General features: G+C 39.2%; 9 protein-coding genes. 5 read left to right on the top strand and 4 right to left on the bottom strand.

The window, feature by feature from the left end; genetic code table 11:
• Positions 1-347 precede the first annotated feature (347 nt).
• The 4 genes from QUE09_RS10755 (at position 348) to dgcA (ending at position 5,137) form a co-directional block, all read left to right on the top strand.
• Positions 348-2,063, top strand: coding sequence for a Na+/H+ antiporter NhaC family protein (locus QUE09_RS10755; RefSeq protein WP_286232764.1), 1,716 nt, complete (start codon positions 348-350; stop codon positions 2,061-2,063).
• Positions 2,064-2,085: 22 nt separating this feature from the next.
• Positions 2,086-2,961, top strand: coding sequence for a LysR family transcriptional regulator (locus tag QUE09_RS10750; protein ID WP_286232763.1), 876 nt, complete (start codon positions 2,086-2,088; stop codon positions 2,959-2,961).
• A gap of 143 nt (positions 2,962-3,104) precedes the next feature.
• Positions 3,105-4,133, top strand: coding sequence for an N-acetyltransferase DgcN (gene dgcN / locus QUE09_RS10745; protein WP_286232762.1), 1,029 nt, complete (start codon positions 3,105-3,107; stop codon positions 4,131-4,133).
• On the top strand, positions 4,130-5,137 hold the full coding sequence (dgcA, locus tag QUE09_RS10740) for an N-acetyl-D-Glu racemase DgcA (protein ID WP_286232761.1): 1,008 nt from the start codon (positions 4,130-4,132) through the stop codon (positions 5,135-5,137). Before dgcN ends, dgcA begins: the two co-directional genes overlap by 4 nt.
• Before the next feature lie 169 nt (positions 5,138-5,306).
• On the opposite strand, the gene lacZ is transcribed toward dgcA, so the two are convergent.
• Both lacZ and agaR read right to left on the bottom strand, forming a co-directional pair.
• Positions 5,307-8,444 (bottom strand): beta-galactosidase, LacZ type, encoded by a 3,138-nt coding sequence (gene lacZ / locus QUE09_RS10735; RefSeq protein ID WP_286232760.1) that lies wholly within the window; start codon positions 8,442-8,444, stop codon positions 5,307-5,309.
• Positions 8,445-8,773: 329 nt separating this feature from the next.
• Complete coding sequence (gene agaR, locus QUE09_RS10730) at positions 8,774-9,544, bottom strand: transcriptional repressor AgaR (protein ID WP_286232759.1); 771 nt, start codon at positions 9,542-9,544, stop codon at positions 8,774-8,776.
• Between the two features lie 219 nt (positions 9,545-9,763).
• Here agaR and QUE09_RS10725 point away from each other — a divergent pair, with 219 nt between their 5' ends.
• Entirely contained in the window at positions 9,764-11,110 is a 1,347-nt protein-coding gene (locus QUE09_RS10725) for a sugar MFS transporter (protein WP_286232758.1), read from the top strand.
• Positions 11,111-11,167: 57 nt separating this feature from the next.
• Here the strand turns inward: QUE09_RS10725 and QUE09_RS10720 are convergent, their stop codons facing one another.
• Complete coding sequence (locus QUE09_RS10720; protein WP_286232757.1) at positions 11,168-11,752, bottom strand: gluconate 2-dehydrogenase subunit 3 family protein; 585 nt, start codon at positions 11,750-11,752, stop codon at positions 11,168-11,170.
• A gap of 1 nt (position 11,753) precedes the next feature.
• Positions 11,754-13,457, bottom strand: coding sequence for an FAD-dependent oxidoreductase (locus QUE09_RS10715; protein WP_286232756.1), 1,704 nt, complete (start codon positions 13,455-13,457; stop codon positions 11,754-11,756).
• Positions 13,458-13,460 lie beyond the last annotated feature (3 nt).

The following is a 13,460-nucleotide window of genomic DNA, read 5'->3' as shown; positions in this document are numbered from 1 at the left end:
CATTGTTACCTCTACAAAAATTACACAATATTCGTGTAAATCAGTATTTTCAGCTGTCGGTCTAGTGTACGCAATTTTCAGCTAAAGTATTACCTGCAAGTACCGAATACGTTGAATTACCAAAAACGACGCTAAAGCAGCTAAACGATCGCTAGATTACGTCGTTTACTTACTTTTTAAACGTTTATTAAATTACGTACATCTATTGAAAGAACAATGAATAAGCACCTATTTGCATCCTTCGTGCAAATTTTCAAGCAAGGTCTTTATGTTATTGATATTATGCTGTGAAGTAGCAAAGTCTGTTTTCCCTCATTTACATTAAAGAATAAAATTAAACTATGACAATGAATAAAAATGTATGGGCCTTTTTCATCTTAATATTTGGCCTATGTTTGGCGCAGTACGTTAACCTTTATGTTGAAAAAACGTGGTTGGAACAATCTTATATTTATGATGTGTATCAAACAGATAAAGGAAAACCTGCCTATAAATATAAAGGCGAGGAAATAAAGATAACGGATGTTGTACCTTATCATTCTTCACCGTTAAACCAAGCGAATCTCAGTGCAACAGAGCAACCGCTACTGACTCAGCAATGGGTTGAGAAAGAAGACGGGCAATTACAACAATTAAAACCTGCGTTTCACTTTGGCTTGTGGTCTTTGCTCCCTGCATTTCTAACTGTCTTACTGTGTTTGATAACGCGAGAACCACTTACTGCACTTTTTTCTGGGATTGTTACAGGTGCACTCATGTTAGGTGAATACGATATTACAGATAGTGTTATTATTCCCAATCTAGCGCAGCAAGGTACGGCAGCATTATTACTTTTATACTTATGGTTGCTCGGTGGTTTGCTAGGTCTGTGGTCAAAAACGGGGGCTGCTCAAGCATTTGCTGACATGATGACTAAGCGATTCGTCAGAGGGCAACGTTCGGCAAAGGTAGTGTCTTGGATCCTAGGTGTTTTACTCTTTCAGGGAGGAACCATGAGCACCGTACTAGTGGGTACTACCGTTAGGCCTTTAGCCGATAAAGCCAAAGTCAGTCATGAAGAAATGAGTTATATCGTTGATTCGACTGCATCACCAATTGCTGCCGTATTGGCATTTAATGCTTGGCCTGCTTATGTACAAGCGCTTATTTTCGTGCCAGGCGTCAGTTTCTTAGCAACTGAAGCTGATAGAATCGCTTTCTTTTTTAATAGTATTCCTTTTAGTTTTTATGGCATTTTTGCGGTGCTTGGTACCTTATTATTAAGCTTAAATATAGCAACATTTTCAGGTCGAAGAATTAAAGAAGCACATATTAGGGCTAACACTACAGGGCAGTTAGATGCACCAGGAGCAAAACCGCTTAGTGCGAAAGAATTGCAAACCTGTGATGTACCTAAAGGTTATAACTCACATTACTTAGAATTCATTTTACCTTTAGTGACTTTAATTTTGACGGCGGTTCTAACTTTTATTTTTATGGGGTCTCCAAAGGTTAATTGGGCGTTTGGCGCCGCATTAATGTTGTCGGTATTGATGGCGTTAGGCAAAGGAATGTCATTAATGAATGTTATTGATGGCTTTGGTAATGGTCTAAAAGGGGTTGTTGTTGCTTCGGTTATTTTAATGTTAGCGGTGATCATCGGTTTCATCAGTAAAGAAATTGGTGGTGGTTTGTATTTAGTCTCTTTACTAGGAGAGCAATTACCTTATTGGTTACTGCCTGTTACCTTACAACTGATCACGATGATTATCGCGTTTTCTACAGGAACGAGTTGGGGGACGTTTGCAATAGCATTTCCTTTGGCTATGCCGCTTGCATGGTCAATTGGTGATAGCCAAATGCTTGCCAACCCAGAACTTTACATGATGATATGTTTTGCGACAGTGCTAAATGGTAGTATTTATGGTGACCAATGCTCACCAATATCAGATACCACTATTTTAAGTTCAATGACAACCGGTTGTGACTTGATGGATCACGTTAAATCACAAATTGTACCTGCGACATATGCCGCTACTATAGCGGGTAGTTTATGGACAGCGTGCGTTTTATTGTTCACGTAGCTAAATTTCGAAGAGATAACTAATGAGATTAAGGCATATTGAAATATTTCATGCAATTTACACCACAGGGTCGATTACCAATGCTGCCAAAATACTGCACGTGTCGCAACCTTCGGTAAGTAAAGTGTTATCGCATGCTGAGATGCAACTTGGCTTTAATCTCTTTGAGCGTGTTAAGGGGCGTTTAATACCGACCAATGAAGCTGAAATGTTATTTGATGAAGTCGATAAAATTTATCAGCAAATGCGCTCGATTAGAAATACAGCAGAAAATATTAAAAAGACTGACTTTGGTAATATCAGTATTGGCGTAACCCCAGCATTAGGCTTTGATGTATTACCAAACGCAATTTCAGCGTTTCAAGCGGATCATCCTAAGGTCAACTTTACTATTCAAACCGTGCACAACGATGAAGTGACCAAAGCACTTTTTGAGCATAAATGTGATTTTGCCGTATTGTTTTCGCCTGCAACCTTTGCGGGGATTACATGTCAGCCGTGCGCACAATCAGAACTCGTGGTTATGTACCCGAAAGCATTATTTTCAGAGAGCCCCGCAGAGTTATCGTTATCTCAGTTAACTGAATACCCGTTTATTGATATTAGTGATAGTGGACCACTAGGTGATCTGTTATGGACGCGAATAATGGAAGAAAATGTTGATCTGCAGTCAACAATCAAAGTACAAACTTACTTTATTGCTGCAAGAATGGTTGCTAGAGGTGCAGGAGTTTGTGTTGTCGATAAATATACAGCACAAGGCAATGTATCCAACGACATTGGTTATGCTTCATTTTCGCCCAAACTGTCATTTGATGTTAGCCTGTTACATTTAGAAGGTCGGCCTATACCTCGCGTAGCAGAAGATTTCATCCCTTACCTAATTGAACAAATATAGGTGTTGTTAACAAAGAAAGCACACTATAACCTAAGGTTATAGGTGAGCTAACGCATTGTATTTTTCAATTATCTAACAAGCGAATAAGCTGTATTTAAGAAAACGTTAGTTGATTATTTACTTCTTATTTTAGGTTGTTATTTATGCAAATAGTTGCTCCTTATCTGCTTTTCATCGGTGATGCTACGGATGAACTTTCTATCAAAATGGCGCGTGGTGTAGCCGATTGGCGTCCAGAATTATGTATTGGTGAAATGAAAGTTGAAGGCTGTACCGTTTCAACAGGGTTGGCATCAACATCAATTGAAGAGGCTGCAAAGCAAGGTGCGAAAACCTTTGTTTTAGGCTTTGCAAATAGTGGCGGAATATTAGCGGAGAAGTGGCATCCATATATCATTAAAGCACTTGAATTTGGTATGGATGTTGTTAGTGGTTTACATGATAAATTAACCGATGTAGCTGAATTAGTTGAAGTTGCTAATATACATAATCGACAGTTACTCGATATTAGGCACCCTGAAGGGGGGTTTAAAACGGGAACCGGCGCTAAGCGCTCAGGTCAACGATTGTTAACGGTTGGCACTGATTGTTCTGTCGGAAAAATGTATACCTCGTTGAGTCTTGAAAAGTCGATGAAAGCTAAAGGGCTAAATGTTGATTTTAGGGCTACAGGACAGTGTGGCATCCTAATCGCCGGGCAAGGTCTTGCTATTGATTGTATTATTGCTGACTTTATTTCGGGGGCAACTGAAACCTTATCACCTGATAATCAAGACGACCATTGGGACATTATAGAAGGACAAGGCTCATTATCTCACCCAGCTTTTGCTGGTGTTAGTACGGGGTTATTGCATGGTTCACAGCCAGATGCAATTGTTGTTTGTCATGCACTGAATAGACATCATATGCGTGGTTTACCGCATACGTCGATTCCAAGTATTGCTGATACCATTGCGTTAAATTTACAAGCCGCTAAGCTAACCAATCCTAATGTGCAGTTGGCGGGTATCACCGTTAATACATCGAGTGTCAGTGTTGAGCAAGGAAGAATATATTGCCAAGGTATCGCTAAAGAATTTGGTATCCCATGTGTTGACCCTGTAAGAGACGGTACAGATGCGATTATTGACTATCTATTACACAATCAGCAAATAGCAGGTGTTGTATCATGATCACATTAAATTATCGCCAAGTGTCATTTCCACTTGCACAGGTTTTTCGTATTGCGCGCGGTGCTAAAAGCGAAGCAGAAGTGATTGAAGTTGAATTAACCAGTCAAGGCCGAAAGGGAAGAGCCGAATCTGTACCGTATAAACGTTATCAAGAAGATATGGGCTCAGTAACTAAGCAACTCGATGACATAAAAACTAAGCTTGCAAAAGGCGTTTCTATAGAAGAATTGCTCGCTAGTTTGGCGCCAGGAGCAGCAAAAAATGCTGTTGATTGTGCTTACTGGGATTTAAAAGCAAAGTTGTGCGACACTTCTGTAGAAGATTTGCTTTCGTTAGCGCCAACACTTCCTTGTATTACTGCACAAACATTGAGTATTGATAGCCAAGAAAACATGGCGAACGCAGCTTTAGCGCTAAAACATCCCCCTTTAATAAAAGTAAAGTTAGATGGTGATGATATTATTGGAAAGATGCGCGCGATTCACAAGGCCGCTCCATATAGTGAGTTTATCGTAGATGCTAATGAAGGCTGGTCTATGGAGCAGCTGACGACACATGCCTTTGAATTAGCTAAGCTCAATGTGGTTTTGATTGAACAACCTTTACCTGTAGGTGAAGACGAAGCCCTTATAGACGTTGATTTACCCGTAGCTCTTTGTGCAGATGAGTCTTGTCATACCCGTCAAGACTTACCTTACTTAAAGGGGCGATATGACACCATCAACATAAAACTAGATAAAACAGGTGGCTTAACTGAAGCACTATTACTAAAAGAAGAAGCCTTAGCGTTAGGTTTCGATATAATGGTTGGCTGTATGGTGGGGTCATCTCTAGCCATGGCTCCGGCATTTTTATTGTCAAATGGCGCAAAGTTTGTTGATTTGGATGGGCCATTGCTTGTCGCCAAAGATAGACCATTTGGTTTCAATTTTAGTAATGGCATTATGCATTCACTCAATACTGATTTATGGGGTGGTAGTTCAGAGCAGTATTATTTGGCTTAAAAGTTAGTTTGTATAAAGGAAAAGTTTTTCTCAAACGTGCGTTTGCATGGCCCTGTTGTCAGGGCCTTTTTTTATATAAATAGTAGTCTCTGTTCATTGAAAAGACCATGCTGTGTGTAGCCATTAGTGGTATTTAGAAACCTGTGCGTTCCACTAATCGCTATTACGCCTATTGCTCAGCGTCACTTTGCATATACCCTTGTAAGGTGTAACTGTATTGATACTCTTTTTCGGTTAATGAGTACTTTTCAAGTGCAGTAGTATGCCAACTATTCACACCACCTACACCCATTTGTCCGTAATCGATATTTAAAGAAACAATAGGTCTAGGCTGCAAACTGCCTGAATGGCTCTGCGTGCGACGCATACCAGGGTCAAGATCACTCATTCGATAAGGCAGTGCACTCATACCAAAATGAGGGTTACCAGATATTTTTAACCCTATTCCTTGTTTATTTAACAATGTAGCCCATCTTACTTGTGTTTTATAGCCACTTTCTTGCGGGCGAACATATGGATGATATTGTTCAGCAACAGTACTTTTATAAACGCCAACATGTGCGGCATAGTGACGATCACGATAATTTTCATGGGGTCCTTTACCAAAGAATGTTAACTGTTCAAATTCCCCAAACAACTCTAAATTCATACCTACACGCGGGATCTTTGGCATATTTTCAAGCGCTGATGTTAGGCGATAATCTACCTTAACTGCGCCATCCGCTGTTATGGTATAATCTATTGCGACCTTACCATCAACATCTTCTAAATAAAATTCAGTGTTTACTACAACTGTGTTGTTATTTTCAGTAAGTTTAAAGGTGGTCTTTTTCTGACGCTCTGAAGCGTAACGCCAAACCCTGAGTTTATCTTGCCAATTACCGCCAAAATCATTGTCTGTTGGTGCTCGCCAAAAGTTTGCTTTAGGCGCTTTTTTAATGAGCTCTTCTCCTTTATAACGCATGCCTGATAATTCAGCGTATTTATGATTAAAACGGACTATAAAATCTTTGCCATGAATTTCCGAGTCGGTAACTGTGCGATAAACTGTTAGCTTCCCTTTAACTGGCTTCTTAGTTGATGTTGTAGCCTGTTGTACTATGAATTGTTCTTTGGCAATTTCAGCGTTCTTACCAATTAAGGGTTCGTCGTTTTTAGTCAGAATTTGAACATCTAAAAACACTTCTTCATCGCTCGACTTTGGTAGGCGGTAATTAAGTTTGTACACCTGTGCTTGTTGCGGAGCTATATTAAGGTTATCAATTGTTCCTGCTTGTAATGTATGACCATTTTGCATTAAGCGCCAAGACAGCTTGTAAGCGGAAAGATCTTTAAAAAAGAATTCGTTAAAGACATTAATTTTACCACGTTTAAGGTCTAGAACGCTGAGTTGAATGTCTTGATGTACTTTTTTAATTTCATATAAAGATGGTTCAGGCGTTCTATCTGGCAACACAATACCATTTAATACGAAGTTACCATCCGAAGGGGTTCCTGGCACACCGAAATCGCCACCATAAGCAAAAATACGATTGCCAGACTCATCTGTTGTCCGCAGGCCTTGATCGACCCAATCCCAAATAAAACCACCTTGTAATTTAGGATATTTTCGGATGACTTGCCAAAAATCGAGAAAATTACCTGCACTATTGCCCATTGCGTGCGCGTATTCACTCATTATCATACTGCGATCCGGATTTGAACGCGCATACTTTTCCATATATGCAGGTGTAGGATATTGCGGCACATATAAATCAGTATTCCATTCAAATACTGCACGTTCATACTGAATAGGGCGATGTGGGTCTCTGGCGCGCACCCAATCGTAGGCATGATAAAAGTTATAGCCATTACCAGCTTCATTACCTAACGACCAAGCGATAATAGATGGGTGGTTTTTATCGCGTTCAATCATGGCTTCAATTCGCGCTAAATGTGCCTTTTTCCATGCAGGGTTATTACCTAAGCTTTCTCCTTTAGCAAGGTTATAATACATGCCATGGGATTCAATATTGGCTTCGTCTACGATGTAAATGCCATATTTATCACAGAGTTCGTACCAATATGGATCATTAGGGTAATGTGCGAGGCGTACCGCGTTAATATTAAATTGTTTAAAGAGTTTAATATCAAGTTCCATACTTTCACGTGAAATATAGTGACCGGTATCAGGATCATGTTCATGGCGATTAACGCCTTTAATTAAAATAGGTTGACCATTTACCATCAACTGACCGTTAATAATTTCAGTACTTCGAAACCCTATTTTTTGCTGTATAAATTGTGTGGGCTTATTTTTATCTATTAATGAAATTGACAGCTGATAAAGACTGGGGACTTCTGCTGACCACTTCAATACATCTTTTAATTGTGCATTAAATGTCGTTTTTTTGGTCAATATTGACTTTTTATGTTGATAAACTTGTTCACCATTTGGCGCGGTCAGCGTAACTTCGAGCTGCTGCTCAGCTGAGATGGTATTAGCTGCTATTTCAAGTGAGAATTTGCCTGTTTGGTAATCTTTTTCTAAATCAGCTTTGACAAAGTAATCCTGTATATGGGTTTCTGGTGTGTAATAAAGATAAACATCACGCTCAATACCCGATAATCGCCAGAAATCTTGTGCTTCCAAATAACTACCGTCACTCCACCTCAAAACTTGTAATGCGATCGTATTTTCCCCCTGTTCTACATAAGATGTAATGTTAAATTCGGCAGGTGTTTTGCTTCCTTGACTGTAACCTACTTTTTTGCCATTTATCCATAGGTAGAATGCAGACTTAACCGCGCCAAAATGTATAAAGACTTTATTGTGTGTTAGCCAATTTTTATCTAACTGAAACGTTCGTCGATAATGGCCTGTTGGATTGTCATGCGCTTGAATATAGGGCGGATTCTTGGCAAAAGGATAGGGTTGATTTAAATAGATAGGGCGATCAAATCCTTGCAACTCCCAATTTCCCGGCACATTTATTTGTTGCCAGTCAGAGTCATCAATATTTGGCTTGGCAAAGTTTTTTGGTGCTTTTGCGATATTCGGACTAAGTTTAAACCGCCATATACCATTTAAGTCTTTATAGTTACTGGCTTTATTTTTATCTGTAATAGTAGATTCAATAAACGGAAAGAAGTTTGCGCGTGGTGGCAGTTTATTGATGCCTATCACTTGTGGATCTTCCCAATCATTACCTTTATCTAGCGTTTCTGAATTTGCTGACGTTGTGTTCAATGCCAGTAATAAAGGCAAACTTAATTTTATCAGGGTGTACCAAGCGAGCGGCTTACCGTAGTGCTTTATTTTTATCATTAATCAATCTCACTATAATGAACAGTGTAGTAATTAATGAGCAACTTAACGTATTTTTAATCTTTGTGAAAGGTAAATTTGCTTTCATAAGGTTTTGAAGTGAGGTTGAATGATTGGATTAATTTAACTGAAACTAGGCGAATAAATACCCATTTAATACGTTTTTCAGGTATTACAACAACTAAGCTATACGGTAAAAGAATGTTTAAAATGAGAAAAGCATGAGTATGAAAATGTTGTAGTAAATCGCCTCTACGAGCTAATCAATATAAATTAATGATAAGCTCGTTTGCCAAGCGTATGTAGCATCTACTGAGAAAGCAGATGTGTTATATTTCAACAAGGTGTAATTCTATATTGTGGCTTTCAAGTACGTCGATATATTCTTTTGAAAGATGGCTATCGGTAACCAGTATATCGACTTTATCGAGTGTAATGATTGAATGAAGCGAACGCTTACCAAACTTAGATGAATCGGTTACGACAATAATTTGTTCTGCGTTTTCACACATCGCTCGGTTAAAGTTAGCTTCAGGCTCATAATGCGTACTAATGCCACGATTAATATCAATGCCATCAACACCTAATATTACTTTATTGAAATTGTAATATTCTAAGCGTTCTTCAGCTTGTGCGCCGTAAAAAGACATAGATTTTTTTCTTAATCGACCACCGGTAATAAAAACATCACATCCTTCGGCTTGCGCTAACTGGTTGGCAATATTTAATCCATTGGTCATTACAGTGAGTTGCTTTTTACCAATTAAACAGTGCGCAACTTCTTCTGTTGTTGAGCCGGAATCAAGGATAATTGCGTCGCCTTCGTCAATGAGGTGTGCAACTGCTTCGCCAAGTTTTTGTTTAATTTTAAGGTTTTTAGTGTGCTTTTCTTTAATCGATAGCTCTTTTGTTAAACGGTTACTTGGTACTGCGCCACCACGAGACCTAACGAGCAATCCAAGTCGATTAAGTTCATTCAGATCATTACGAATTGATACGGTTGAAATGTTAAATATTTCGGCTAACTCTTTAACTGAAACATTACCTTTTTTTTCGGTTAATAACACGATTTCTTGGCGTCTTTCAATGGTACTAAGCATGGTGCTTTCTCTATTTTTATCGTTTTTATTTAGTCAAATACAAGCGTACGCTTTATTTTATAAAGCAATTGTTCGTTATTTTTAATAAAAAGGCAACTGGTTAATAATACTTACTCTTTTTTACGAAAGAGAATGAAGCTTTCAAATGTTGTTGATAATTTAAGGTGAATATGGAATGATAAATCGATTATAAATTATTAAAAATGATAGGAAACAATCATGTCAACGCACACTTCCGCGACTCCATTGATGAAAGAGGAGGGCGCTTTAACACGCTACATGCCGATGATGATCATTGGCGGCCTTTTCTTTATGTTTGGATTTGTTACATGGCTAAACGGATCACTGATCCCGTTTTTACAAATTACTTGTGAATTGAACCACTTTGAAGCTTATTTTGTTACCTTAGTGTTTTATATTGCTTATACCGTGATGGCGCTTCCTGCAGCGAAAGTATTAAAATCTATCGGTTATAAAAAGGGGATTGTTGGTGGGTTGCTAGTTATGACCGTAGGTGCCCTTGTCTTTATTCCTGCGGCACAAACAAAGTTGTATTCTGTGTTCTTAATTGCGCTATTTTTACTAGGAACAGGTTTAACGATTTTACAAACGGCTGCAAATCCATACCTCGTTGTGATAGGACCACAAGAATCTGCAGCAGTACGTATTAGTATTATGGGGATTTTAAATAAAGGTGCTGGGATTATCGCACCAATATTTTTCACCGCATTTGTTTTAACCGATATGTCTCAATATAACGAAAGCTATTTAGGCACTTTAAATGCAGTAGAGCGACTACAAGCATTACAAGAATTATCTAGTCGCCTTATATTTCCATACTTCATCATGGCAGGAATGCTTGCAATATTAGCGGTATTTATCCATTTTTCACCTTTGCCAGATGTTGACTTAGGAGCAGAAGAAAACGATCTTAGCGTTGAACGTACATCTGAGATCAAAGGCGTATTACATTACCCCCAATTGATACTCGGTATGCTGACTTTATTTTTCTATATTGGTGTCGAAGTGATCGCCGGTGATACGATCGGTTTATACGGTAAGGAACTTGGTGTTACTAACTTTGGGCAATTAACGTCTTATACCATGGCATTTATGGTGGTTGCCTATATCATTGGTATTGTTGTTATTCCACGCTGGATAAGCCAAGAAAAGGCACTGGTTGTATCCGCGGTATTAGGTTTGGTTTTTTCTATTTTTATAATTATTGGTGCAAAAGATAGTACCGCTGTTTGGGATTTAATGTTTTCATGGAGTGGCGTGCCTGCCATACCTAATACTGTTTTATTTGTTGCATTACTCGGTTTAGCAAATGCCTTAGTATGGCCTGCTGTTTGGCCAATGGCACTTAAAGACCTAGGGAAACAAACCGCTACAGGCTCAGCAGTATTAATTATGGGAATTTCAGGTGGTGCTTTATTACCCTTACTATATGGCGCATTTGCTGAACAAACTGGCGATTCGCAGCTGTCCTATTGGATAATGTTACCTTGTTACGCCTTTATATTATATTACGCATTAATTGGTCATAAGAAGCGTAACTGGTAACTCCGCAGTCGTAATTTTGATTAAAAAGCGCAGCTATGCTGCGTTTTTTATATAAAACTAACAGTTACCAGGAATATAAGTTACAGGAAAGTCTTTTGCATCGCGTTGTAATTTTGCGATCTCTTCGTGATGCATAAAGCCAATAATGAGTAACGCTCTTAAAGTGAATAAAAATTTATATTGGTAATAATGTACTTTTATCTCAGCGGGAATGCGCTCTGGTGGCAAATCATCGAGTATTTGATATGTTGCTCTTTGCTCGTCAGTTATCGATAAAAACTGCGTTAAATGAGCGGTATGATCTTGCTGTGTAGTTTCATCTACAATCATGCTTTTGTTAAATAGTTCTTGGGTTATCCTTAAGCCATCAACAAACATATTTTGTTGTTTCTCAGGAAAGGTTTCTTTAACCATTGTCTCAACAAAACGCTGTAATTTGAGTGTTTCAGCACCCGGTGTTGAAGTTTCGGGCAAAATAGTATTATTAAGTTGTTTGATAAATGCACGTTGGCTCGCATTAAAATATGGTTTTTTCGGGCGATGGTTTTGTTGACTTGCTTGAACCAATGTTATTAATGTTTGACTCGATGCTGTAATACCAATCGAAGTAAGCAACATTTTAATTGCACTACGCCTTTCCATTTTAAAAAATGCCTCGAGTAAATTGTTTTACAGCATGATCAGCTGCGCGTGCGGTAAAGGCCATATAGGTTAACGAAGGATTTTGATATCCCGATGATGTCATAAATGAACCATCCGTAACGTAAACATTTGCAACGCTATGTAGTTGGTTATGTTTGTTGACCACGGATGTTTTAGGGTCATTTCCCATGCGGGCTGTACCCATTTCATGAATCGCTTGCCCAGGAAATGAGCCGTCATCATATGGCGTTACGTTTTCATAACCCGCTAGTGTCAGCATTTGTACTGCCTGAGCTTTCATGTCTTTGCGCATATTTGCTTCATTGGTACCATATCGGCAACTAAATGATACGGTGGGCAAACCCCATTGATCTAATTGTTGATAATCTAACGTCAGCTTATTTTCATATCGTGGCAAACATTCACCAAAACCGATCAGTGCAACTTGCCATGACCCCGGTGTGAGTAAGTGATCTTTAAAATCAGCACCAATTGACATTTCTTTTATGCCTCTTCGCCAATCAGTGCGCGTAGCATACCCTTGAAAACCATAGCCACGAACGAAATTAAGTTTTGATTCGTATGGCTTTCGCAGGTTTCTAAACCTTGGAATGTGAAAGCCTACTGGGCGTTTACCTTGATCAATAATATGATCAAATTTAGATACGATTGCTGTGGCTCCCACTCGAAAGTGATGGTCCATTAAGTTGTGCCCAAGTTGACCGCTATCATTGCCAAGCCCATGAGGGAAACGTTTTGATGTTGATTGTAACAATAAAGCGGTTGTAGCGACTGTCGATGCGCAGCAAAAAATAATTTTCGCGTGAAAGTGCGACGTTTTGTGCGTATTTGCATCAATTACTTCTACGCCAGTTGCGCGTTTTGCGTGATCATCGTAATGAATACGCTTTACGATTGAATTGGGGCGAAGCGTCATATTTCCTGTGCGTTGTGCTGCAGGTAACGTTGAGGCATTGCTACTAAAATAACTACCTGTTGGACAGCCTCTCATGCATCTATTTCGGTAACTACATGCGCTTCTACCAATAAATGTTTTGTCACCGGTTAAGTGGGCTACCCTGCCAATCGTTAAATGCCGACTACTGTAGTGCTTATTTAACGTTGCTTTTAAGTCTTTCTCAACGCAATTAAGCGGCATGGGCGGTAAAAATTTACCGTCGGGCAGTTGTTCAAGATTTAGTGCCTCACCGATAACGCCAATAAACTGCTCAACTTTATCATACCAAGGAGCAATATCTTTATAGCGTATCGGCCAGTCAACCCCATGATTGTCTGTGATATTTGCTGAAAAGTCTAAGTCGCTTAGCCGGAGACATTGTCTCCCCCAAGTTAGCGAACGTCCACCGACATGATAACCTCTTAACCAGTCAAATCTATATTGTTCTTGATAAGGATGTTTAACATCATTTACAAACCAATGCTTTACATCCTGATTGGTCGCAAAGCCACTACGTGCTTGTTTAAACTGTGTTTTATGTTCTTGCAGGCTGGGTTGATTGGCAAAAGGCAGTTGCCAAGATGATAAATGAGCAGTGGGGTAGTCAGTTGCATGTTCAACCATTCGACCACGCTCTAGCACCAGAACTTTTAATCCTTGTTCTGTGAGTTCTTTTGCTGCCCAACCGCCTGTCATGCCACTGCCGATGACAATCGCATCAAAGGTATTTTCGCCTTGTCTGCTCATAAA

The sequence above is a fragment of the Thalassotalea sediminis genome, assembly GCF_030295915.1.
GTDB classification, from domain to species: domain Bacteria; phylum Pseudomonadota; class Gammaproteobacteria; order Enterobacterales; family Alteromonadaceae; genus Thalassotalea_C; species Thalassotalea_C sediminis.
The sequence above is the reverse complement of the archived record's forward strand: the minus strand, read 5'-3'. Positions and strand labels throughout refer to the sequence as shown.

Bases quoted from the DNA above. Each gene is read 5' to 3' on its own strand.
- QUE09_RS10755 (WP_286232764.1), top strand. From the start codon at position 348: ATGAATAAAAATGTATGGGCCTTTTTCATCTTAATATTTGGCCTATGT.
- agaR (WP_286232759.1), bottom strand. From the start codon at position 9,544: ATGCTTAGTACCATTGAAAGACGCCAAGAAATCGTGTTATTAACCGAA.
- QUE09_RS10750 (WP_286232763.1), top strand. From the start codon at position 2,086: ATGAGATTAAGGCATATTGAAATATTTCATGCAATTTACACCACAGGG.
- dgcN (WP_286232762.1), top strand. From the start codon at position 3,105: ATGCAAATAGTTGCTCCTTATCTGCTTTTCATCGGTGATGCTACGGAT.
- QUE09_RS10725 (WP_286232758.1), top strand. From the start codon at position 9,764: ATGTCAACGCACACTTCCGCGACTCCATTGATGAAAGAGGAGGGCGCT.
- dgcA (WP_286232761.1), top strand. From the start codon at position 4,130: ATGATCACATTAAATTATCGCCAAGTGTCATTTCCACTTGCACAGGTT.
- lacZ (WP_286232760.1), bottom strand. From the start codon at position 8,444: ATGATAAAAATAAAGCACTACGGTAAGCCGCTCGCTTGGTACACCCTG.
- QUE09_RS10715 (WP_286232756.1), bottom strand. From the start codon at position 13,457: ATGAGCAGACAAGGCGAAAATACCTTTGATGCGATTGTCATCGGCAGT.
- QUE09_RS10720 (WP_286232757.1), bottom strand. From the start codon at position 11,752: ATGGAAAGGCGTAGTGCAATTAAAATGTTGCTTACTTCGATTGGTATT.